Below are 22,663 nucleotides of genomic sequence, written 5' to 3'. Positions count from 1 at the left end.
ATGATCTTTAGGGTTCAATCAAAATAATTTATACAGTAGATTCTAAAAGGATAGTACTTCTTTTATTTAAGAAAGAAGTACTATCAATCAAAAAAGGGGATTTAAATATGAACAAAAAGTTTTTCTGGTTAAATGGACTACTCGTCTTTTTAACATTATTTATTGGTAAAGGAGTGCTCGCAGATACAGTACAAGTATCAACAGTTGATGATTTAATCACACAAGTTAATACTGCGACACAAGCTAGAACGATTACTTTAGATTCCAACTTTCCTCAAACAATATCGAAAACAATTGATTTGAAAGAAAATACCAGTTATCCAATTATAATTGATGGGCAAAATAAAACCTTAACTTCAGATGGAAGCACTCTAATGTTTTCATATTCTGGAGGGAGCTCTAGTACTGCTGGCTCTGTAACACTTAAAAACATGATTCTTCAAGGAAATAACTCTTCTGGTAAAGCAATAAATACCAGTGGATATAAAGGCGATTTCAATTTAGATAATGTCTATGTTGGAGACTTCCATAATCCTTCTGATGGTGGAGCTATGAATATTGGCGGGAATACGTCTATTGTAGATAGCACATTTGAAAATAATACGACAAATGCACCTGGATATGGTGGTGGAGCTATTGCTGGAAAACAATTTTCTAGTAAATTAGTAGTTGAAAATTCTAAATTTTTCAATAATGAAACTTTAGCTCTTGGTACAGGAGCTGTTGGTGGCGAGGGTGGAGCAATGTGGTTTTATGCTCCTTCAACTTCTGCTTCTTTTGAATTTAAGAATAATTACTTTAAAGAAAATAAAGCTGTGGAAAATGCTTCTTCTATGACCGGTGTTCAAACACTAGCCGATGGTGGTGCGATCGCATTTTTCAATGTAATGCAAGGAATCAAAATAGATTTCGATTCTAACACATTTGATTCTAACGTTGCCGGAGATAACGGAGGAGCCATTCTAATACAAGCGAATGGTTCGACTTCCACTGATGGCGTTACTTCTGGGATCCTTTTCCAGAACAATACTTTTTATGATAATAAGTCAAATGGTTCTGCAAGCAGTGGCGTAACTCAAAGTGGTGGAGCAATTCAGATTTATCAAAATGGTGGTAGAAGTACCAGTAGAAAAACTATGGTTGACTTTATTTCTAACACATTTGCTGCAAACAAATCAGTAACTTCTGGAGGAGCTATTGGTTTTGCCGGAGCGCCGTTTTTTAATGGTGCTGGAGGAAATTTTACAAACAATATCTTGGTGGATAATGTAAATGGTTATTCTACTGGAACAGAAACACTAAACTCCATTGCATCTTCTTCTGTAAAATCGACTGATAAAGGAAATAATATCGGTTATGATGCGACAGGAGCAACAGGGGACATTGTAAAAGATGGAAAACAAGTTTTTGGAAATATTCCATATGGTCTTGTCCCAGATAATTCTACTATCAGTGCAGGAAGTTCGAATACCAGAGAAACAGTTCCAACTATTCCAATTGCACCAGAACTTCTAGCAGATGCTAAAGTTAAAGATGGAACTAGTTTACCTGTAGACCAAAGAAATATTCCTAGAATAGAACCTTCAGACATCGGATCTGTTGAAATTTCTTGGTTGAAATATGATAGTAATGGAGGTAAATTTAATTTCGATAATTTACCTGATAAATATGATGGCTCAACTTATTACGGAGAAAAACAACCTACTACTTATTATCAAGTAGGAAATAATACTCAAAAAGTTAATATAATTAATGGACAATCAGATTTAAATGCAAGTAGAGAAAATTATGATTTCTTAGGATGGTCTACTGATCCAAGTGCCACGAAACCAGATGACAATTTAAAAGCTGGCAATCAAACTACAATTGTTTCTGAAGGAGCTACTTTATATGCAGTTTGGACACCAGCGGCTGGTGCAAGCGTAACTGCTCACTATGTAGATGAACAAGGTAAAACAATATCTGAGGATATTATTTTAACTGGTCCAATAGGAGAATCATATACAACAACGCAACAAGAAGTTTTTGGTTATAAATTTAAAGAAGTTGTTGGTAATACAACAGGAACCTTTACGAATGAATCTCAGGAAGTAACCTATATCTACTCAGAAATTGTTCCTGGAAAAATAACTGTTGAGTATTGGGAGTACGATGTAAATGGTAATCCTATTAAAAAAATCCATGCGGATGAAACGATAACTGGTAAATACGGTGAACGTTATGATGCACCAATTATTTATGTACCTGAGTACGGATTTAATGGTGTTATTACAGATGATGGATTTGCTCCTCTTAGTGGCCTATTACTGAACGAAGAAGCACAAACAATTAAACTTTCTTATCACTTGTTAACAGATGATAATCCTCTTCAAGAAGGAGTTGTAGTTGTTCAGTATCAAGACTCTGAAGGTAAAACTTTAAGAGAAAATGAAATACTCCGTGGTGCAATTGGTTCTGACTATGCAGCGACTCAATTAAATATTGATAACTATACAATGATTGAAGTTGTTGGAGAACCTACTGGTCAATACACATCAAATGTTAAAGTCGTTACCTTTGTATATAAGAGTAATAGTATTCCGAAAGATGAATTGATTCCTGTATATAGAGCATATAATTCAAATGACGGAGACCACTTATTTACGACTAGTAAAAAAGAATATGATTGGATTCAAACATATAAATGGACACCAGAAGGTATTGCCTTTCAAAGTGTCGTGCCAACTCATAAAAGTGCGACTAAAGTATACCGTTTGTATAATCCCAATTCAGGAGAACATTTCTATACAACTGATGTAACTGAATACAATAGTGTTGGGGCTGCAGGATGGAAGCAAGAAGGCATTGGTTTCTATATGGTTACTAAAGAAGAAGGAGATCCTGTATACCGAGTATTTAATCCTAATGCAACTGGACCTGGATCACATATGTATACTAAGGTTCGTTCAGAAGCAGATTGGTTGATTAGTTTAGGTTGGAGAGATGAAGGCATTGCCTTCTATACACCTAGATAAATAGAAAACTAATATAAAAAACCAAAAAAGGTTGTTTCTATATAAATGATTTTTATTTCATAGTGTTTAATTATGCCGATATATCTATCAATATTCATTGATTTAAATCATTAATGATAAAATATTTTCAAATTTATCAACATAAAAACGATTTCTTTGTTATAATAAATAAAGTGACAATTATTTATTTTAAGGAGGAATTTCATGAAGAAAATTATTTTAGGAGCTACATTGCTTGTTGGTATGGGTGCAGCCTTTATGCTGAGTACAAATGCGGAGGCAACTTCCCCAGCACCAGAAACAGAAAAAGAATTATATCGTGTCTATAATCCTAATTCAGGAGAACATTTCTTTACAGCAAGTCTTGATGAATACAGCTGGTTAGAAGATCAGGGATGGGTTCAAGAAGACCTTGCCTGGTTGACACCAACTGAAGGAGAAAAAGTTTACCGTCTATACAACCCTAACGCTGGAGACCATTTCTATACCAAGAGTATCGTAGAATATGATTGGTTAAGTAAACAAGGATGGGTTCAAGAAGGTGAATCATTCCTAAGTTCTGCAGACACAACCGCTCCAGTTTACCGAAGCTATAATAAAAATGCACTAGCTGCCGGTGCCCATATGTTCACATTAAGTAAATCTGAACATGATGGTTTAGTGAAATCTGGTTGGATTAACGAAGACGTTCAATTTTATGCTGTATCATATGCAAAACAGCTTGGAGATTTGATTGAGTATGCTAACTCTTTAGAAGAAGCGGATTATGATCCAACTGATTATGCAGATTTTAAAGCAGTTGTAGCAGAGTCTCAAGCAGTGTTAGATAATACTAAGGCTACTCAAGATGAATTACAGGACCAATTGAACAAATTAGCAGATGCTTTAGTTACATTAGAAGAATCTGTAGAAGTACCTGAATCAGAATAATATATTTATGAGAAGTGTTACCTATGGGTATACCTAAGGTAACACTTTTTATTATGCCAATTAAACTTGGATCAAATTTAAGTAGATTAATTTTTTTGTAAAATACAATATTTAAAAGGGGATTATTATGAAAAGAATATTAGAACAAGGGAAAGTATCTTTCCCTCAGGCCATGAGCGATTTTTTCAAAGGTTATGCTGATTTTAGAGGACGGTCTACACGTAGAGGATATTGGTTTGCAATGCTAGGAATTTTAGTTATTTATGTCATTTTAACTATAATTACTGGGATATCTTCCAGCAACAGAGAATACTATGAATCACCTATCAATGGCTTTATGTTATTTATAATTGTACTATTTACTTTAGCAATCATCATTCCTTCCATTGCTTTATCAGTAAGAAGATTAAGAGATACAGGCTTGAAAAGTAAGACAATTTTAGTTTTATTTATTGTATATTATGCCCTTAGTTATACTTGGGGGATGAATTTATACTCAACTGTGTTAAATTCAGTAACTAGCATGGCGTCAGCATATAGTAGCTATTCAGACGTTACTACACCTTTAACAACTTTAAACCTTTCTGGATCACCATTGCTTACCTTCTTTACAATGTTATTATCTATATTTATAACCATTAGTGCTTTTTTACCCTCAGATATGTTTGCTACTACTAGTAAAAATTCGGTACTAACATCAATTTTTTCTGAGAAATAATTATTTGATAAAGACAGATACCATTATAGGTTATCTGTTTTTTTCTTTATAAAATAAAAATGGAGCTGTTCATTATAGGTATGCTTCTATTAGAATTCTATTAATAGTATACGCGTTGAGAAATGAGTAGACCAAAAACGACGGATTTCTCCAGTACAAATAATAAATGAACATTCCCTACGATTAACTTTTATTTCAGTTGATCGTAGTTTTTTTGTTTATCTTGTGAAGTTGTGCTGGAATCTAATTTCATTTTTCAACAGCCACAAATACCAGAGAATAGAACTTCGTGATCCATGAGCTACCATTTATATTTCCTTATAGTTTCCTGATAATTTTTTACTATGATAAAGCTATCAAAAGGAGGAGCGATATCATGAATGAACTTCTATTAGAAACTAGGGGACTAACAAAGTCTTATCATCATCAAAATGTTGTATCAGATCTAGCCATTAAGGTGCCTAAAAATAGTGTATATGGTCTTTTGGGAGCAAATGGTGCGGGTAAATCAACTACTTTAAAAATGCTGACTGGAATTGTAGCACCAACGAAGGGGGAAATTCTTTATCAGAACCAACCTTGGAAACGAAAAGATTTAAGTGAGATTGGTGCTTTGATCGAGTCTCCACCCTTATATGGCAACTTAACGGCTAAAGAAAATTTGTTAGTGCGAACAGTGACACTGGGATTACCTAAAGAACGCATTGAAGAAGTATTAAAAATTGTGCAGTTGACTGATACAGGTAAGAAAAAAGCACGACAATTTTCAATGGGCATGAAACAGCGATTAGGAATTGCCCTGGCATTATTAAATAATCCCAAACTACTGATTTTAGATGAGCCGACAAATGGTTTGGATCCCATTGGTATTCAAGACTTTAGACAATTGATTCGCTCGTTCCCAGAAAAAGGTATTACAGTGATTCTATCCAGTCATATCTTATCGGAAATTGAACAAACTGTTGATAAAATTGGTATTATTTCAAACGGAAGATTGGGCTATCAAGGGGATTTACCAAAGGATACGCAAGCATTGGAAGAATTATTCTTAGAGGTTGCCAAAACGTATGCTGAAGTCGGAGGTTTTTAAAAATGAAATCGTTAATCCAAGCAGAATATATAAAAGGTCGTCGTAGTTTTGGGAGACGTTCGATGATAATTTTTCCAATGGTAGCCATACTTTTTGCAGTTTTTTTAATGAGCGGTCAGTTATCACAAATTGCTGCTTATAATTGGTGGTATATCCTACTTTTACCGGCAGCCGTTGCTTTTTTAGTAATTAGTTTAATTAACAGTGAAAAACGGATGGGATTTATCAATCTAAAAACGTTACCCATCTCAAGTCAGAAAATTTGGGTTTCAAAGATAATTACTGGCTGTACGTATCTCTTTTTGATGAATGTCATGCTGTTTGGATTTTCAACCATTTCTGGACTGCTTTTTGGTTCACAATATCCAATCTGGCGAGGACTGTTAGCAGGGTTAATTTTGACAATCACTTGGGCATGGCAAGTACCACTAGGGATGTGGTTAGTCACAAAATACAATTCAACCGCAGCTTTTTTGTGTCTAATTGCAGCAAATACCGTTTGCTCTTTTCAAGATATTGCCGGTGGGCAGATATGGTATATTCCTTTTGCCATTCCACCTAGATTAATGACACCAATTATTGGCATCAATCCCAATGGTGTGCCGCTCTCAGCAAATAGTCCACTTTGGAATACAAGCGTTATACTTCCAGGGGTTATTATTACTATTTTCTTGTTCATTTTCAGTTCATGGTTTACAACTAAATCATTTGATTGGAGTGGAGAAAAATGATTGATAATTTGCTTGCTGATTTTTTTAAAATAAGAAAAACTCTTTTTTTTCTGCTACATTTACTGATTCCTTTACTAGGGATTTTTATTTTCTTTAGTTATCAAATAATAGCCCAACATAACGGTAATTTAATGATGATTAATTTTTGTCAGGTATTGTCTTTAGTCTATCCCATTGTCGCTGCGTGGCTAACAAATATTGTCATAAATCAAGAAATTGAAGCTGGTGGAGGATTTTTTCTACTGAGTGCGAGGTCTCGTGGTAGTGCATTATTATCTAAGCTCTTTTATTTGTTGATAGGTGGTTTGTTGGCTTGTTTTATTGCAGTCTTTGGTTATCATTTGCTAAATTTTTTGTTAGTGCCGAGCTATCAACTTTCTTTTTTTCAGGTGGGAGAGTTATTTCTTTTTGTCTTTGGCTGTAGTATTTTTCAGTATTTTTTGCATATGAGCTTATGTCTTAAATTGGGAGAACATGTCAGTTTTGGAGTAGCTGCATTAGAATTTTTATTAGCAGCTTTAATGATGACCAGTTTAGGAGAGATTCTCTGGATTGTTGTCCCTAGTGCCTGGGGAATGAGGCTGATTCGTTTAATGGGAACTGATTTTACCGGTGATGTACTACTGAAATTTATTCCTTTTCCCCTCATTATTTTGCTAATATTAGTTGTAACGGTCGTAATGGGTGTCATTCTCTTTGCCATCATGAGCAGCTGGGAAGGTCGTACGAACGAAGAATAGTTTTTTTGGGAGGAAATGATGACAAGAATTTTGATGATTGATGATGATCCACAAATCTTAAAATTAATGAAAACGGCACTTGAACGACAAGGATATCAAGTTGAGACGGCTGAAAATCCTTCTGAAGTCACTCTTGCAAAAGCAAAGTTTGCCGATTTGATTTTACTGGATGTGATGATGCCTGAAGAAGATGGCTTTAGTTATTTAGAAAGAATTCGGCAGCAAGTGGATGTGCCGATCCTCTTTGTAACAGCAAAAACAGCTGAACAAGATTTGATTCATGGCTTAGGTATTGGTGCCGATGATTATATCGAAAAGCCTTTTTCAATTGGTGAATTGCGGGCCCGGGTTGCTTCTCATTTAAGAAGAGAGAGGCGAGAACATCATCATATTTTACGTAGTGGAGAGCTAACCGTTGATTTAGAAGCCAAACAGTTTTATTTTCAGTCAGAAATGATTTCATTTACTAAGTCTGAGTATGCGATTTGTGTGTATTTACTGGAGCATGCCGAACAGGTCTTTTCAAAGGAACAAATCTATGAAGCCGTATTCGGTTTAGATGGTGTTTCAGATGAAACGGTCATTGTTGAGCATATCAAAAATATCCGCAGTAAGTTAAAAAAATATCAGTTGGCACCAATTCAAACAGTCTGGGGGATTGGCTATAAATGGCAAAAAAACAATCCATTGGTTTGACCAATTATGTGACACGCATTTTATTTATGGCATTTGGAGGGACATTTTTAATCATCCTTTTGATGGTTGCTGCATTTTTGGTGATGCTACAAACAAATTTTATTGCACCGTCTAATATTGGAGAAACGGCGGCACGAAATACTATTGAAGATTTAACAGTACAAGGACATTTCTCGACTAATTTTGATACTAGCTATTTTAATTACATCTATTTCAACGCTGAAGGAGAGGTAGTTTCTTCATCTTTGCAAAATAAAGAGTTAACAGATGTAAAAAAACGTTATGAAAACCTCAATCAAGATTACGCTAACGGTGCTTATCTAAAATTTTCAGATGGCAGCTATTCTTTATTTGTTTGGCAGTACCAAGCACTTTTTACCAACGCTTGGTTACGGAGATATTTACCAAGACCGGAGTTTCTTTTCTTTGGAATCACTTTGCTATTATTAGTTCTGTATTCTGTATTTGTCATTCGCTTTGCGAGTAAAAATTTAAGTAACAGGATTTCATTAATTAATCAAGCCAGCCAGCAGGTTGCACGGCAAGATTTAGATTCACCAATAAAAATGAAAAGTGGTATTAAAGAGTTTGATAGTAGCTTGAATTCTATGGAAGAAATGCGGCAAGCACTTAAAAATTCATTGGTTCAACAGTGGCAAGCACAGCAGCAACAAAAACAAGATTTAGCAGCATTAAGCCATGATATTAAAACACCACTGACAATTATCAGCGGAAATTCAGAGTTATTATTAGAAGACGAGCTAACAGCACCGCAAAAAGAATCGGTCCGAGCAATTTTTGAATCAAGCCAGCGAGCGCAGCACTATCTTCAAGTGCTACAACAAGTATCCAACTTTGATTTACAGATGAAAGAAAAAACTGAAATGTCAGTCAAAGCGTTACTAAAGGAAATCGATGAAATTTTACGTCCTTTGGCTAAACAAAAAAATTTATTGATTACTTATTCCTTTCCAGAAGGATTAAAAATATTTGCTGATGTATTTAATCTTGTCAGAGCTTTAATCACTCTTGGAGAAAATGCCATAAATTATTCTACAGTAGGAGAAATAAAAATTTCTGTCACCAAAGAAGACAACTATATAAATTTTGTGTTTGAAGATACTGGTCCAGGTTTTTCAGATGAAGGACTGAAACATGCTACGGAGATGTTTTGGCAACAGGATCAGAGTCGCTCAACGAATGTCAATTATGGCATTGGATTAGCTTTAGCTAAAAAAGTTGCAGAAGACCATGGTGGTAAAATTAATATAGAAAATAAAAATGGTGGGGCAAGGGTAACTTTAGTTATTGAGAGTTAATATTGAAGCCATTGATTAAAAAGAAAAACATACGGTTTGTTGAAGAGTGCTGACAGATAAAAAAAAGTCATCTATTTAAAGATAGCTAAGTAAACTTTTTGGATATTATCTATTTAAGATCACTCTTGAAATAAAAATGGCTACTAAATAACCTAATACTAACAAAAAAAAACCAAGAAAAGCCTTTTTAAACAACTCTTTTTTATTCATTTTTTACCAACTTTCTGAATTTTATTAATATTATACGCTTTTAACGGTCAGATAAAAATAATGAATGTTCGTAAAATATTGAAACTTGTTACTTCTTCTTTTTGGCTTGTTTACTAAAGTATAAATCAAAAGGACAGTCACAATAACAACACCAACAATTAATAAAATATATTTTATAGTATCTATTGCGATTTTCGCGAATACTTCAATAAAACTCCCTAGCCACTGAGGCAAAGTAAAGATGATATAAAAAAAGCAGCAAATTTTAAATTGATAGGTAGATGATGCAAAAATTATTTTTCACACTGCTTTCCTTAGTTAAAACTGCCAATCATTCTTTGTTAATTTAAAAAAAAGTTCAGTTTTTACTTCGTTTAGCAAGGGTATGTCTACATTATCAAGCTGTAAGACATATTCAAAGCCTAATTTTTCTACTACTCTTTTGGAATTATTATTTTCAATGAATATACCGGCCCAAACATTTTCCATACCGAGATCATTAAAACAATATTGAATCACCCGTTTTGCAGCCTCAGGCATGAAACTTTTTCCCCAATAAGGAAAACCCAGCCAGTAGCCGATTTCTGCATCTTTTTTACCCATAAAAGAGCGTCGTTCGCTTGTTTGATTTAAAATGATTCCAATCGAACCAATTACTTTTTCAGGCTGTTCTTTTAGACAAATCGCAAAGTCATGTTCTTTAGAAAACACATTTTTTATTATCTCTAAACTATTTTCAACACTGGTATGTGGCGGCCAACCAGTAATAGGCCCAACTTTTTCATTAGATGCCAGCTCGGATAATGCCTCTGCATCATGATTTGACCAAGGACGTAAAATTAAGCGCTCCGTTTCTAAAATCATATGATTTCCCCACCTTAAATTTAAGATTTATTTGATTATAGCATGTTGAAATATTAGCGACTATATCAGTCAAATGGATAGGGTGTTGCTAGTAACTATCCGGAAATAATTTTCATAGATTCTATCAAATTTTTTAACACTTTTTTATAGCAGATTGATAAAAGTAAAATGAAGAGGTGATGGAGACGATCAATAGAAGTAAAAGAAAAACAATATAAAATGGAGGAAGATATTTGGAAGTAGATACTTTATTTTCCTTATCTTTCTCTTTTGAATAGTGTAGTCAGTATTATTTTGGATAAATGATGGTAATATTTTAGATGTTAGTAAGTCGTATCTTTTTTAGGATGACTGGAATAAAAAATCGTAGACCAATTATAACTAGTTTACTAATAGCAAACTGCTCCTAGATATATAAAATATAGCTAATTAAAATCAGTCTGGTATCAATAGAGTGGCCAGCTTAAAATCAAAGTATTTATCAAATATTGATTGGTCAATCTACAACCCTTCTACGGAGCAAATCCATAATACAGTAATATATACATAAACAAGCCGTATTTAACCATAATAAACGAAAAAAATGCGATGAATATTACCAAGAGAGATTTTATCATTGTACTTTGCTCTTTAAAGGTTTTGCTAAACAGTAATCTGAAAAAAATAGTGAGGAGTAGGAAGATTGAAAAGAAGTACCAGGAGCATTCGATATAAAAATAAAATTCATTATACAAAGTAAGTGAAGCACTGTGATTGAGAAGGTAGGTGCCAGTTTTTAAATAGTAGATTAAAAAAATTATTTGACTTACACTAGCTAAAATAAGAACGGGTTTAAATAATTTGGTCCTGTAAGAGGTCAGGCCTAGCAATAAACAGTATCCTACAGCAATAAGAATGACATAGCTTTTAAAAATTAAAAAACTAAAGGTGCCCATAGGTTCTCCTCCTCAAAGTTTCAGACTGTTAGTTTGCGCAAAATACATCTAACTGACAATAAAGACGATCGAATTAAAGAGTTACTATTTCTGGTTATTTGTTTTTTTGAGAATAAAATGCTGAAATAAGTGGTTATTTTTTTACTTTAATCAACAATGCTTATTAAACACCAAAAGGCTTTCAACGAATAAAAAACTGAAAGATTAGTTAAATATTTGCATGAATAAAAGTAGTCCCATAAACATTTTGATTCCGGCATCTATGGCAACCGTAGAATATATTGAGATTTCTTTTTTTTTAAATGAGATAAAACAATTTATTAATAACGCTGCTGACAAAATATAAGCGTAGATGGAAAAAAACGGAATAAAGTGGATGGCTACGGCAGTCAAGATTCCTATGATTAATTTTTTATCTCCTTTGTTTGATAAAATTTGAAAATAGAAATAAGCAGCGGCAATACCAACCACTAAAATAATTATTGACCAGATGCTAAAAAAGCTTTTTCCAGTATCAACATTTAATGCTTGTTTTAGCGCATCGTTATTCAATACCCCTAAGATACCTATCGTATACAAAATACCAAAACTGATCCAAGAGCCATTTAGGTTTTTTGTTTTGTAGTAAGTAAAATCAAAAGCAATCATCCCTAGACCAATCACAATTAAAAATAAACCAACAACTTGCATAGCACAGCTCCTTTATACTGTAACTTTACTTCATTATATCATATCCCAAAATGTAAATTTTCAGCTGCTATTGGCACAGTTAGTGCAATTGAGGGGTCCAGTTTATCTATAGATTCAATCTACTGTGGAAAAAAATAACAAAAAAACCAGCCACAAAAAAGTGACTAGTTGATCAATCTGAAAAAATGATTGGACGTATTGAACGCTAAAACAATTTCAAAAAAGCTAGTATACCATTTTTATACATTTTGATATTCTAGGAACATGATTTCTCTTCCTTGAATTGAAATTTGTAAATCACCAAAAAAATTATAGCTAACTTGTGAATTGAGTTTGAATTGCTCAAAATTTGAATTAGAAACTTCTTTTGCATCATTTTCCGAATGGATTACGACCTTTTCAAAATTTTTTAGCTCGATATAAGTACCTACTTTTAAGTTGATTGTTAACATATGTATCCCCCTTATTATTTTGCCTGTTATTTTCTGTATTGTTATTATATGATATATTTTGTTAAATATGAATAGTTATTAAAAAACATTTTAACGCTTGTTAGGTAGTTTTTTTGATTATTTGATAAATTCTTTGTTTTTTAGTGTTTATTATAAGGAGGAGTTGATTAATTATTAATAATATTTATGATTTTTCTAAAAAAACATCAATTTGTTTATTATATCAATAAGAGATTTAAGTTTAACGAATTTAAGTTAAACAATTTTACAGTTTTCTATCGCAAATTTTTTAGATAGGATCTAGGATAACAAAGCCACACCATGGTGACGGATGAAGTTGAATAGCAGTTTTTTTGAGGTCATAGAATAAATGAGGTTTACTTATGCTACATTAAAAATGTAAGATAAAAAAATTTTCGGTAGGCTATTTTTAGCTGGATACTACATAAAAAAGTTGCTATGCTATTTTCCTTACCCTATAGTATAGATAATATTAAGTGTCATCAGGAGGGCCAAATTTGACGATTCAAAGAAGGTTATTTATTTCGAATATTTTGATGATTGTCATGCCAATTGTGGTGACATTAACGGTTTTGGGGGCATTGATTTTAGCGTTTAATGAAAGCTTTGGCTCTGACTTTTTCCGCCAGTATCGTTCCAACGAAAAATTTGCCTATTTTCATGAGGGTATTGAACAGCTGCAAAAGAAACCTTCGCCTGATGTGGCGGCAGAAGTGAAAGAATTACGAGAGGAATATGATAGTGAGCACCTGACGACTTTTCTTTATAATCAGCAAGGGGAATTGATTCAGAAAATTGGTAGCTTTTCCAATCAGGAGATGGTACAAGCCATGATTGCAAGTGATGCGCCTAATTCTCAATCACAGGATAATTTATTGTTAGTGAAATTTAAACTGGGGGATGAAACCCTCATTGCCGTTAATGATAATTATCATATTATGATTGAAGAGACGTTGGTGGACAATAAAAGCTTGATTATTTTTGTGGCGGTGGTTTGCGGAATTTTTGCGGTGAGCGCAATTATTTTTACGAATATTATGATGATTCGTTTTATTTACAAGCCCATCAATGAGGCCTTGGATCGATTAACTTCGGGAGTAAAACAGTTACGAGATGGAAATTTGGATTGGCGCGTGGATTATCAAAATCAAGACGAATTTTATCCGGTGGTGGAAAGTTTTAATCAGATGGCTGGTCAGATTGAACGCATGGTGGCGGAGCAAGAAAAAAATAGTGAAAATCAGAAAGAGCTAATTGCTGGTATTTCCCATGATTTGCGGACGCCATTGACAGCGATAAAAGCTTATGTAGAGGGATTACAGGCGGGTGTTGCTCAGACGCCAGTTAAAAAAAGTCGGTATTTTGCGACTATTTCTCAAAAGACTGATGAACTGAATCATCTAGTGGAACAGCTTTTTCTATTTTCAAAAATTGATATCGGAGAAATTCCGTTACATTTAAAAACTGTTAATTTAGGTGCATTTATCAGTCAATTTGTTACAAGTGTGCAAGATGAATATCGCGAGCGCCATTTAACGATGACCTTAGAAGTTAGCACTGCGAATGCTTATGTGGGAATTGATCAAGAACAGACCCGAAATGTCTTTATCAATATTTTGGAAAATACAATAAAATATGGTAATCAAACAGATAATCGAATGGTTATTAATCAATATATCGTCGGAAATCAGGCGGTGATTACTTTTAGCGACAATGGTCCCGGCGTGCCACAAGCCCAGCTAGAAAATTTATTTGAAGTTTTTTATCGTGGAGATAAGGCGCGAACTGAACCAGAAAAGGGCAGTGGGCTTGGTTTAGCGATCGCCAAAAGAATGATTGAATCCCAAGCTGGAAAGATTATTGCCAAAAATCGACAGAGTGGTGGATTGACGATTGAGCTGACATTCCCGCTAGTATCGGAGGAAACTTATGACAAAAATATTAATTATTGAAGATGACGAAGCTATCGCTACAATTGAACAGGATTTTCTAGAAATTAACGGCTTTGAAACCGAGATTGTGACAGATGGGCATCAAGGTTTAAAAAAAGCCTTATCCAATGAATATGATTTATTATTACTAGATGTTATGTTGCCGGGAATGGATGGCATCGAAATTATGAAGCGGATTCGTGATAAGGTCATGGTGCCGATTCTTTTAGTAACAGCTAAAGGGGATGAGCTAGATAAATTGCGGGGCTTAGGTTTGGGTGCTGACGATTATATCAGTAAACCTTTTTCGCCATCGGAATTGGTTGCACGTGTCAAATCAAATTTGGCTCAGGCCGAGCGTTTGAAAGCCAGAGGAGAAAAAAATACTAGTAAAATTGTTCAATTTGGTGAAATCGAGATTAGCCCTGATACCATGAAGGTTACAGTCGCTGGAGAAGTGGCCCAATTAAAGCATAAAGAATTTGAATTATTGTTGTTTCTGATGGAAAATCCTGAACATGTTTTTAGTAAAGAAGCGATTTATGAGCGGATTTGGGGAATGGATGCTTTTGGCGATATTCGTACAGTGGCAGTTCATATTAACCGGCTACGAGAAAAAATTGAAAAAAATCCATCTGAGCCACAACATATTCAAACCGTTTGGGGTGCAGGCTATCGATTTATGCCTTAGTTTAAAAGAGTTTATCTTTTGTTTAACAAATCGTGTCATCGAATTTACTTTTCTTTCTTATCTTATGTAAGATAATAAAAGAAAGAAGTGAGCCGATGAATCAACTCAATAACAACCTATTTTATGCAATCAATCATTTTGCCGGACAAGTGCAGGTGATTGATTGGTTTTTTATTATTGCCGCCAATTTTTCCCCGATTTTGTTAAATCTTTTCATTTTATATCGCTGGTTTTTCTCGAAGCAACTGATAAATAGTCGTCAGCGAATTTTTTTAGCGGGACTTTCCTTTGTTTTTGCAGAATTATTAGGAAAGATTGCTGGACTTTTATATAATCATCCGCAACCTTTCGTTCATTTGACAGGTGTTCATCAATTGGTTAATCATGCGGTGGATAATGCTTTTCCTAGTGATCATAGTCTACTATTTTTTTCTATTATGAGTCTTTTATTTCTCACTAGCCAAAGTAAGTATCGCAGTTTATATTTGGTTTCGGCGATCCTTGTAGGGCTTGCGCGCATCTGGGTGGGGGTTCATTATCCAATCGATGTAGTTGCTAGTGGGTTGATTGGTTTTTTCAGCAGCAGTTGTATCTTGTGGCTGAATCACAAACTAGCTTGGCTAAATTTAATCAATCAAAAAATCAGTCATTTTCTGTTGCCAAAATTTTCTCAAAGGAGACATTAAAATGAAACTATCACAAAAACTAGCTCAAAAAATTGCCCATAAAAATTATTATGTCTTTGTATTTTCAGATAAAATAGCCGCTACTGAAAATTTAAAACCCGTCCTTAATCGTGAAGAAGCTTTCTTAAAGGGAGAAGTGCAACAATCGATTGTGATTATTGTGAAGAAAGAGGGCATTGTTTTTGGGGATTTTTAATCGGTTATATAATAGTAGATATAAGCATATGCACATCTGATTATACAGATGTGCGTTCATTTTTTTCGACCACAATCAACGCCAACGAATGAGAACCTTCGAACTTTTTAGATTTCCATAATCGGTAACCATCATAGACCACAACGGAGAAATGATTCTTGGTTTTCAAAGCAAGATTCATTAATTGATTGATGATAGGTTGGGGCAGATTTCCGTTAATAATCAAGTTACCTTTAATTTTCCCAAGTTTTTCTTTTACGTGGGATAAGGTATGATCCAAATTTTTGTGTAAATCTTTTGAAGTGAAAAAGTTGATAATCTTATTTTTTTTAGTACCTAACAACAATTCTTCTTCAGTTAATGGATTTTTAGCTTTATCTTGCATCATTGCAATATATTTTGTGATTTTTTTCATCATCATCCACTCCTTTTACTAGTGTAATAGGATTCTAAAGGCTCCCTTTGAGGGAAGGTCAAGGGGGATGAGTGAAAAAGTTGATTAATTAAAAATATAACGTCTTTTTATTATTCTATAAGTCGATCGTTCACAATGGAAATGCTATAAAAAAGGGTTCAATAATTTACTAAGTGATTAACTTAAATAACAAACTGTGAAAATAGTTTACCAAAAAAAGAAAAACCTTCATTTAAGAAAGTTTTTCTAACTACTTTTAATAATCCTCTTCCGAAAACTTCGTCTCTTGATATTCGCCCTCATCGCCAAAGTAACGATTGTAGCGTTGCTTAAACTTGCGGAATATAAAGACGACGACTAATTTGACCATTGAATAAATCGGAATTCCGAAGATTACTCCGACCACACCTAATAGGTCGCCCATCACTAGTAACACCACAAGAATAGTGACTGGATGGATTTTCAAGCGATCGCCCATCACTCGCGGCACCACTAAGTCACCGTGTAATAATTGAACGGCAAACCAGGCAATCACGAATTTTACCACCATAAAAGTTGAGATTTGGAAGGCGATAAATAATCCCGGAATGAAAGCTAAAAAGGCGCCAACATATGGAATGATACTTAAAATACCGGCTGCTAAAGCTAGGACGGTGGAATATTCCATGCCGATTAATAAGAAAACGCCCCAATAAATTAAGCCTAATAATAACGAGGCGATCACTTGTCCTTTCAAAAAGGCGCCTAATTGTTGGTTGGCGATTTTGATTAAGGATTTGGTATCATCACGAAATTTTGGTGGGGTAATTTGGATCACCGCTTGATATAGTTTTCTTGGGTCCTTGATTAAAAAGAAAGCAATAATCGGTCCAGTGAAAAGGGTAATTGCCACACTAGAAACGGCTGAGAAAATATTGCCGAGGCTTTGGGCGCCTTGTTGCCAGTTGTCACCGACGATCCCAGCGATATCTTTCCACCATTCATCGACAGACTCAAAGGCTTGTTCTGCCCAGTTTTTCAACGGTGTATTAGCCAAGATGTTTTCGATGGCTTTTTGGAAGTCGTTGATTAAGTTTGGGAAATTATTTGCCAAGTCACGACTTTGGTCTTCGATTACTGGGACCAATTGAAAGCCGCCGAATATTAATAACCCAAAAATAACCAGATAGGTTAAGGTAATACTCAAAGTTCGGGGAACACCATGCTTATTTAAAAAGTCCACTAAAGGATTTAGTAAATAATACAGCAGCAAGGCAAAGACCACCGGTGGTAAAATAGTTTGTAAAATAACTACAATTGGATGGAAAATAAAAGATACTTTTTGTAGTAATAAAATAGCTAATGCTAATAAAACGACTAAGCCTACAATATAATAAGAGGTTTTACCTCCTAAAAAAGCAATTAAAGGCTGGCGTTTTTTCTTCTCCATATCATCACTCCTCAAATAGATTATAAATTTTTATAGAAGCTAAAGAAAGTAAAAGGATTGCATTAGTTAAATAAATTTGAAAAATAACTGGATTTAATTTTGATTTTTCATTTTGGATTCGTTAAAATATGGGTAGGAGCTAAATAAATTTAAGCGTAATCCTAAATTTTAGTGGTTATTTTTAATAAAATATTTCCAACTTCCATTGGTTATGGTATAAAAAGAAGGAGCTATATGAAGAAGAACAAATGGTTATGGTTATCATTGTCGGCGCTTGGGTTATTGGCATTTACTGCACAGGCGGCTGACGCAGAGGAAGTAACACCTGCCAATAATTTGGCACCAATTTATCGGGTTTATAATCCGAATTCGGGAGAACATTTACACACGCTAGATTCAGGTGAACGAGATAACCTGATGGGTATCGGCTGGGTGTACGAAGGGATTAGTATGCAGATTGACGGTAGCGGTAATGATTTGTACCGCGTTTACAACCCTAATTCAGGGGAACATTTTTATACAAAAGACAGCGGCGAGCAACAGAATTTAGTCGCAAATGGTTGGCACGCTGAAGGTGTTGCTTGGAAAACACCAGAATCAGGTGAAGCAGTTTATCGGGTCTATAATCCTAATGCACGAGATGCAGGTAGTCACCATTATACTTTAGAAGCAAGTGAACGGGATGGTTTAGTTAGCCAGGGCTGGAAAAATGAAGGAACTTCTTGGTTTGTTTCCGGCGGCGCTTCAACAGTTACGACTAAAAGTTTTATCGCAGAAGTGCCTTATGTGAGCCAATACGTCCCAGTAAAAGCACCATGGGGCTGTGCTTCAGCGGCTTTATCGATGATACTTGGATCAAAAGGGATCAATGCTGATCCGAAAACAATGCAAGATAATTTACCGATGTATCCGGCTAATCCTGATGGACAAAAAGGCGACGTATACACCGGACAAGGCTTTGGATGGGTTATCAAACCTAATGCCTTAGCCACATATGGTCAAACTTTTGGCGGCAATACAGTCGATATTTCTGGGGAAAGTACGACCCAAATTATCAATCGCGTGTTAAGCGGACAACCAGTTTTATATTACGGATTTTCGTCTTATCAAGTCGATAGTGATACCAATCGCAATCATTGTAAAGTCATTGCTGGTTATCAAGATGGCAAATTTTTAGTCTATGATCCGTTGTACTATTCAGCAGATGATGGTGCAGGCAGCGGTGGTAAAAATATGAAATACGATAATGGTGCTAGAGCATGGATCACGGTCGGTCAATACAACGCTGAAAAAGATGGTCGCGCAATTACAATTAATTAATTAAAAAAAGCTGAACTTTTCATAATGAAAGGTTCAGCTTTTTTGTGATTGATCTATTTAATTATTTAATTCTAAAAACATGATTTCAGATCCTAAAATAGAGACATAGTTTTCTCCTTGGAAATTATAAGTAAGATTAGGCTGAAGTGTAAATTTATCAAAATCAGCCTTATTTAGCATTTTTCCCGACTCGTAACAGACATACTCGAATTTTTTGATTTCTACATAAGTACCTACTTTTAAATTGATGGTTAACATTTGTTCCACTCCCCGTATTGAATATGTAAAAAGTGTAACAAACTATAGTCAGTAAATACGGAAATTGATAACGCTTTCATAAGGGTTTGTGCAATCAAAAAAATTTTTAAAAGTCTTTGAGATTACACTGAATTTAAACTTGTTTAATCGTAATGTCGACGGTAAATTGGTCAGGTGATTTATCAATCATTAATGAAAAATCGGCGTACTTCCGACTAATCTTATTCAATTGAAACAAGCCCAGACCACTATGATTTTCTTTGCTAGAGTAATTTTTTTGGAGCAAAGTAGTGATGTTTGACTGGTTTAGGGTGGAGGGATTAGTCACCGTCATTTGCCAATTGGTTGCTGTATTTTGTAGTTCGACGTAAATATACTTTTGCGGTTCCATCACAGCTGCTTCAAAGGCATTGTTTAGCACAATCGAAATGGAACGGGTCAATTCAATCTGAGAGATAGGCAGGTCCGTACCTTGGTCAAAAATTTTTAATTCTAGATAAATATGATCTTCTTCACAATGATTGATAAAATCAGATAATACGCCGCGAATCGCAGCATTTCGAACCTCAGCTAACTGTTTATAGCGATATTCTTTAAAATAGTCCTCTGAATCAGCTAAAGTTTGCAACAAATAATCTTTTGCGCCAGATAGATCTTCGCTAGTTAAATATTCGTTGAGACCTAATAAAATACCACGAAAATTATGTCGATATTCTCTAGCCAACTCGTAATTTTCCTGCTCCTCTTTCATTGAACGTTTCAAGGCTTTCAAATAGGCATTTTTTTGATAAACTTTGTTCCTTAAAGTAAAGACTGAAATAGTCTGAGTAGCAATCGAAAAAATCAAGAGCAGCTGTAAGAAAAGTAAGGTGAATGGTCCAAAAATCGAAAAAAAATTGAGCAAAGTCATTAATATAATAAACAGGATAAACAGACTGATACCTGATAGAAAAAATGATTTTGGCATCTCTTTTAGTGAGCCGACCACATGATATTTTTTGTCTAACTTAACCAAATAATGTGATAACACTAACAATAAACTCACTTGAATAAACGCTAATAACGACAGGGTTTTTCCAGAATTGAAGTCGATGCCTATCACCATATATTCTGGGAGATAATAAGTGATCAGGCGGACAAACACGATTAAAGCATATTGAAAAATCAAGATTAATGCCGGCAGTAACCAATTAGACAAATAACGCTTCATCAATATTAATTCTAGCAGAAAAAGGAAATAAAAAATTAGAAAAGCCGAAATTTCTTGGCTTAATAAAGAGAAAAAAAAATTACCAAACCACAAAACATTAAGCAGATAGCTGGATTTTCTGGAAATAAACATTTGATCAAAAAAGTCCACAACAGTACAATGTTGCACAAAGAAGCCAGCGCCATCGAATTACCCGGAGACATCACTATTTTCCTCTCGTAAAAACTGTTGTACTTTTTTAGTCCCCACCAGACCAATGTCTAAAATTGTTTGATCGATGAATTGTACCAGACCATCTGTGGAATATAGTTTTTCGATTTTATTGATATTTAAGATAAAAGATTTCAATTCTTTTATGAAAAAGGGACTTTTCAATTCTGTTTTTAAAGTTCTTAATTTACCAGGAACCAGGATCTCTTGCTGCTGATAACGCAAAGTAAGTGTATTTCTATGACTAGGAATAGTCGCTATGTAAAATATATCTGCTTCATTGATGATGGTTTTTTCACGCCCTTGATTGATGATAAGTTTAAGATGATTTCCTACATCTTCTTGCGTATTTGTTACAAATTTTTGAAGAATCCGCGCTAAATCCTGCTGCACCAACCCCCGATTCTTATCTTTCACTAAGTAGCCTAAAGGAAGAATTTGACGATTGACAATTTCGATGGTTTTATCTTCAAAAGAAGTACAGAAAACAATGCCACATTCTCTATTTTTACCCCGAATAACCTCTGCTAAATCAATTCCCGTCAAATAAAAATTAAGATCAATATCGATAAAGAACAAATCAGTCGAATAAATATCCATTCTTTCGATTTCTTGAAAAAAGGTTCGTTCATTGAGTACCTCGACTATTTCAAAAGGATGGGCACTGGCAGAATGGATTAAATCAATGATTTTCTTTCTAAAGATAAACTGATCTTCAATTATAAAGATTCTCAAAAAATGACCCCCTAAGTATCTTGTATCAACAACATAGCATATGTTTGAAGCCGGTAAAGACATAAAGACCTTTATTTTAAAAAATTATCATTATTTCTAATTATTTTTAAGTTTCAGCTTAAATCGTCAAAATAGATAGTTTGTCAGAAACATAAGCAATGATTTTCTAAATGAGAAGCACTAAATAGGTATTTTCTACCATAAAGACCCTCTTGCCTCTTGGTCAATTGAAATGAATTTGGCTAAAAAAAATTATAACAATATATTTATTTTTTTGAAGTAAATAAAAATTGAATTAGTAAAACAGAGAGATTTTATTATAAACAAATAAAATAATCATGAAAAGGAAAATCGCTGCCGGCAAAATTTAACCCATTTTAAAGCAAATATTTTTTTATCCTAGCCAAAAAATTGCAGCAAATATTATTTTAAATAAATATCCAATAAAAGTGATTTATCCTGCAAAGTAAAATGGATTGAATAATTTTTTGGACTTTTTTTCAAAAACTTTCGTTATTAAATGTAAGAGGAAAAAATGAGGAGAAAAACTTATGAAAAAGCATCACTTCACTTGCCGTCAACTATTTAATCGTGACTATCAAAAAATCCAACGAAAAGTGACTAAGTATTATCAGCATACGATGAATTTTGCCTTGTGCTTGAAATTTGTAGAGGCATTACTTATTAGACGGGCATTAGCAGCGGAGAAGTTAGACTTGCCATTATATCCCGTGGTTAGGGAAATTTATTTTAATCAACCGGCTACGCCAAAGTTGGCGGTTTCGATCTATCAATTCGGAGAATATTTCACCGCAGGAGAATGGCATTTGTTAATGGAAAAATATCGCCAATTGGTGCGTTTATATATCTTTATCAAAATCCTCGGGGAAATTTTGAAAAAAAGGGATCGACAAGCTTTATTTTTAAGCGGATAGGACTTTATATTAACGATTAAAATAACAAATGGAAACAATTCTTTTATTTTAGAGATATAATTTTCAAAAGAATGTCAATTTCTAAAAAATAAAACATTTACAGATAAACCACCATAAAAATGCGTTAAATCAAATAATTTTACTTTTAATAGAATAATTTATGTATTTTTGTCAGAGGGGATTTGCTATAATTAACCTGAATAAACTGAGGGAAAAGGAGCGGAAATAATGATAAAA

22 protein-coding genes are annotated in these 22,663 nt (G+C 34.1%); 14 read left to right on the top strand and 8 right to left on the bottom strand.

The window, feature by feature from the left end:
* Positions 1 to 107 precede the first annotated feature (107 nt).
* The 8 genes from ACVWNY_RS14530 (at position 108) to ACVWNY_RS14495 (ending at position 9,238) form a co-directional block, all read left to right on the top strand.
* Entirely contained in the window at positions 108 to 3,014 is a 2,907-nt protein-coding gene (locus ACVWNY_RS14530; protein WP_454072255.1) for a MucBP domain-containing protein, read from the top strand.
* Between the two features lie 204 nt (positions 3,015 to 3,218).
* Positions 3,219 to 3,944, top strand: a complete 726-nt coding sequence (locus ACVWNY_RS14525) for a hypothetical protein (protein WP_218327302.1) — start codon at positions 3,219 to 3,221, stop codon at positions 3,942 to 3,944.
* Positions 3,945 to 4,071: 127 nt separating this feature from the next.
* The gene (locus ACVWNY_RS14520; RefSeq protein WP_218327301.1) at positions 4,072 to 4,662 is read left to right on the top strand and encodes a DUF805 domain-containing protein; all 591 of its coding nucleotides are present in this window, start codon (positions 4,072 to 4,074) and stop codon (positions 4,660 to 4,662) included.
* Between the two features lie 376 nt (positions 4,663 to 5,038).
* Complete coding sequence (locus ACVWNY_RS14515; RefSeq protein ID WP_454072254.1) at positions 5,039 to 5,752, top strand: lantibiotic protection ABC transporter ATP-binding protein; 714 nt, start codon at positions 5,039 to 5,041, stop codon at positions 5,750 to 5,752.
* 2 nt (positions 5,753 to 5,754) lie between these two features.
* Entirely contained in the window at positions 5,755 to 6,483 is a 729-nt protein-coding gene (locus ACVWNY_RS14510) for a lantibiotic immunity ABC transporter MutE/EpiE family permease subunit (protein ID WP_454072253.1), read from the top strand.
* On the top strand, positions 6,480 to 7,223 hold the full coding sequence (locus tag ACVWNY_RS14505) for a lantibiotic immunity ABC transporter MutG family permease subunit (protein ID WP_454072252.1): 744 nt from the start codon (positions 6,480 to 6,482) through the stop codon (positions 7,221 to 7,223). The genes ACVWNY_RS14510 and ACVWNY_RS14505 overlap by 4 nt, the downstream gene beginning before the upstream one ends.
* An 18-nt stretch (positions 7,224 to 7,241) precedes the next feature.
* Entirely contained in the window at positions 7,242 to 7,919 is a 678-nt protein-coding gene (locus ACVWNY_RS14500; RefSeq protein ID WP_454072251.1) for a response regulator transcription factor, read from the top strand.
* Positions 7,892 to 9,238, top strand: coding sequence for a HAMP domain-containing sensor histidine kinase (locus ACVWNY_RS14495; RefSeq protein WP_454072250.1), 1,347 nt, complete (start codon positions 7,892 to 7,894; stop codon positions 9,236 to 9,238). Before ACVWNY_RS14500 ends, ACVWNY_RS14495 begins: the two co-directional genes overlap by 28 nt.
* 528 nt (positions 9,239 to 9,766) lie before the next feature.
* Here ACVWNY_RS14495 and ACVWNY_RS14490 read toward each other — a convergent pair.
* From ACVWNY_RS14490 to ACVWNY_RS14480, 3 genes are all read right to left on the bottom strand, one after another.
* Positions 9,767 to 10,312, bottom strand: a complete 546-nt coding sequence (locus ACVWNY_RS14490) for a GNAT family N-acetyltransferase (protein WP_218327295.1) — start codon at positions 10,310 to 10,312, stop codon at positions 9,767 to 9,769.
* Between the two features lie 1,139 nt (positions 10,313 to 11,451).
* Entirely contained in the window at positions 11,452 to 11,937 is a 486-nt protein-coding gene (locus ACVWNY_RS14485) for a DUF6609 family protein (protein WP_454072249.1), read from the bottom strand.
* A gap of 239 nt (positions 11,938 to 12,176) precedes the next feature.
* Positions 12,177 to 12,389 (bottom strand): hypothetical protein, encoded by a 213-nt coding sequence (locus ACVWNY_RS14480; RefSeq protein WP_218327293.1) that lies wholly within the window; start codon positions 12,387 to 12,389, stop codon positions 12,177 to 12,179.
* A gap of 518 nt (positions 12,390 to 12,907) precedes the next feature.
* Here ACVWNY_RS14480 and ACVWNY_RS14475 point away from each other — a divergent pair.
* The 4 genes from ACVWNY_RS14475 to ACVWNY_RS14460 all read left to right on the top strand — a co-directional run bounded on the left by ACVWNY_RS14475 (position 12,908) and on the right by ACVWNY_RS14460 (position 15,914).
* Positions 12,908 to 14,362: a sensor histidine kinase gene (locus tag ACVWNY_RS14475; protein ID WP_454072248.1), complete on the top strand. Its 1,455-nt coding sequence runs from the start codon at positions 12,908 to 12,910 to the stop codon at positions 14,360 to 14,362.
* Positions 14,340 to 15,032 carry a response regulator transcription factor gene (locus tag ACVWNY_RS14470; RefSeq protein WP_454072247.1) on the top strand — a complete coding sequence of 231 codons (693 nt, stop codon included), beginning with the start codon at positions 14,340 to 14,342 and terminating at the stop codon, positions 15,030 to 15,032. The genes ACVWNY_RS14475 and ACVWNY_RS14470 overlap by 23 nt, the downstream gene beginning before the upstream one ends.
* A gap of 95 nt (positions 15,033 to 15,127) precedes the next feature.
* The gene (locus ACVWNY_RS14465) at positions 15,128 to 15,718 is read left to right on the top strand and encodes an undecaprenyl-diphosphatase (protein WP_454072246.1); all 591 of its coding nucleotides are present in this window, start codon (positions 15,128 to 15,130) and stop codon (positions 15,716 to 15,718) included.
* 1 nt (position 15,719) lies between these two features.
* A complete protein-coding gene (locus ACVWNY_RS14460; protein ID WP_218327289.1) occupies positions 15,720 to 15,914 on the top strand; it encodes a hypothetical protein in 195 nt (64 codons plus the stop codon).
* Positions 15,915 to 15,954: 40 nt separating this feature from the next.
* Here the strand turns inward: ACVWNY_RS14460 and ACVWNY_RS14455 are convergent, their stop codons facing one another.
* Together ACVWNY_RS14455 and ACVWNY_RS14450 are read right to left on the bottom strand one after the other, a co-directional pair.
* A complete protein-coding gene (locus ACVWNY_RS14455; protein ID WP_454072245.1) occupies positions 15,955 to 16,329 on the bottom strand; it encodes a hypothetical protein in 375 nt (124 codons plus the stop codon).
* Positions 16,330 to 16,585: 256 nt separating this feature from the next.
* Entirely contained in the window at positions 16,586 to 17,758 is a 1,173-nt protein-coding gene (locus ACVWNY_RS14450) for an AI-2E family transporter (protein WP_454072244.1), read from the bottom strand.
* 234 nt (positions 17,759 to 17,992) lie between these two features.
* Here ACVWNY_RS14450 and ACVWNY_RS14445 point away from each other — a divergent pair, with 234 nt between their 5' ends.
* The gene (locus tag ACVWNY_RS14445) at positions 17,993 to 19,078 is read left to right on the top strand and encodes a C39 family peptidase (protein ID WP_454072243.1); all 1,086 of its coding nucleotides are present in this window, start codon (positions 17,993 to 17,995) and stop codon (positions 19,076 to 19,078) included.
* A 57-nt stretch (positions 19,079 to 19,135) separates the two neighbouring features.
* On the opposite strand, the gene ACVWNY_RS14440 is transcribed toward ACVWNY_RS14445, so the two are convergent.
* The 3 genes from ACVWNY_RS14440 to ACVWNY_RS14430 form a co-directional block, all read right to left on the bottom strand.
* Complete coding sequence (locus ACVWNY_RS14440; protein WP_218327270.1) at positions 19,136 to 19,336, bottom strand: hypothetical protein; 201 nt, start codon at positions 19,334 to 19,336, stop codon at positions 19,136 to 19,138.
* 133 nt (positions 19,337 to 19,469) lie between these two features.
* Positions 19,470 to 20,546 (bottom strand): GHKL domain-containing protein, encoded by a 1,077-nt coding sequence (locus tag ACVWNY_RS14435; protein ID WP_454072242.1) that lies wholly within the window; start codon positions 20,544 to 20,546, stop codon positions 19,470 to 19,472.
* 189 nt (positions 20,547 to 20,735) lie between these two features.
* The gene (locus ACVWNY_RS14430) at positions 20,736 to 21,491 is read right to left on the bottom strand and encodes a LytR/AlgR family response regulator transcription factor (RefSeq protein ID WP_454072241.1); all 756 of its coding nucleotides are present in this window, start codon (positions 21,489 to 21,491) and stop codon (positions 20,736 to 20,738) included.
* A gap of 551 nt (positions 21,492 to 22,042) precedes the next feature.
* Here ACVWNY_RS14430 and ACVWNY_RS14425 point away from each other — a divergent pair.
* Positions 22,043 to 22,426, top strand: coding sequence for a hypothetical protein (locus tag ACVWNY_RS14425; RefSeq protein ID WP_454072240.1), 384 nt, complete (start codon positions 22,043 to 22,045; stop codon positions 22,424 to 22,426).
* Positions 22,427 to 22,663 lie beyond the last annotated feature (237 nt).

Source organism: Enterococcus sp. JNUCC 77 (assembly GCF_054819945.1).
The sequence above is the reverse complement of the archived record's forward strand: the minus strand, read 5'-3'. Positions and strand labels throughout refer to the sequence as shown.

Coding starts and splice junctions, on each gene's coding strand:
- ACVWNY_RS14530 (WP_454072255.1), top strand. CDS start 108: ATGAACAAAAAGTTTTTCTGGTTAAATGGACTACTCGTCTTTTTAACA.
- ACVWNY_RS14525 (WP_218327302.1), top strand. CDS start 3,219: ATGAAGAAAATTATTTTAGGAGCTACATTGCTTGTTGGTATGGGTGCA.
- ACVWNY_RS14520 (WP_218327301.1), top strand. CDS start 4,072: ATGAAAAGAATATTAGAACAAGGGAAAGTATCTTTCCCTCAGGCCATG.
- ACVWNY_RS14515 (WP_454072254.1), top strand. CDS start 5,039: ATGAATGAACTTCTATTAGAAACTAGGGGACTAACAAAGTCTTATCAT.
- ACVWNY_RS14510 (WP_454072253.1), top strand. CDS start 5,755: ATGAAATCGTTAATCCAAGCAGAATATATAAAAGGTCGTCGTAGTTTT.
- ACVWNY_RS14505 (WP_454072252.1), top strand. CDS start 6,480: ATGATTGATAATTTGCTTGCTGATTTTTTTAAAATAAGAAAAACTCTT.
- ACVWNY_RS14500 (WP_454072251.1), top strand. CDS start 7,242: ATGACAAGAATTTTGATGATTGATGATGATCCACAAATCTTAAAATTA.
- ACVWNY_RS14495 (WP_454072250.1), top strand. CDS start 7,892: ATGGCAAAAAAACAATCCATTGGTTTGACCAATTATGTGACACGCATT.
- ACVWNY_RS14490 (WP_218327295.1), bottom strand. CDS start 10,312: ATGATTTTAGAAACGGAGCGCTTAATTTTACGTCCTTGGTCAAATCAT.
- ACVWNY_RS14485 (WP_454072249.1), bottom strand. CDS start 11,937: ATGCAAGTTGTTGGTTTATTTTTAATTGTGATTGGTCTAGGGATGATT.
- ACVWNY_RS14480 (WP_218327293.1), bottom strand. CDS start 12,389: ATGTTAACAATCAACTTAAAAGTAGGTACTTATATCGAGCTAAAAAAT.
- ACVWNY_RS14470 (WP_454072247.1), top strand. CDS start 14,340: ATGACAAAAATATTAATTATTGAAGATGACGAAGCTATCGCTACAATT.
- ACVWNY_RS14465 (WP_454072246.1), top strand. CDS start 15,128: ATGAATCAACTCAATAACAACCTATTTTATGCAATCAATCATTTTGCC.
- ACVWNY_RS14460 (WP_218327289.1), top strand. CDS start 15,720: ATGAAACTATCACAAAAACTAGCTCAAAAAATTGCCCATAAAAATTAT.
- ACVWNY_RS14455 (WP_454072245.1), bottom strand. CDS start 16,329: ATGAAAAAAATCACAAAATATATTGCAATGATGCAAGATAAAGCTAAA.
- ACVWNY_RS14450 (WP_454072244.1), bottom strand. CDS start 17,758: ATGGAGAAGAAAAAACGCCAGCCTTTAATTGCTTTTTTAGGAGGTAAA.
- ACVWNY_RS14445 (WP_454072243.1), top strand. CDS start 17,993: ATGAAGAAGAACAAATGGTTATGGTTATCATTGTCGGCGCTTGGGTTA.
- ACVWNY_RS14440 (WP_218327270.1), bottom strand. CDS start 19,336: ATGTTAACCATCAATTTAAAAGTAGGTACTTATGTAGAAATCAAAAAA.
- ACVWNY_RS14435 (WP_454072242.1), bottom strand. CDS start 20,546: ATGAAGCGTTATTTGTCTAATTGGTTACTGCCGGCATTAATCTTGATT.
- ACVWNY_RS14425 (WP_454072240.1), top strand. CDS start 22,043: ATGAAAAAGCATCACTTCACTTGCCGTCAACTATTTAATCGTGACTAT.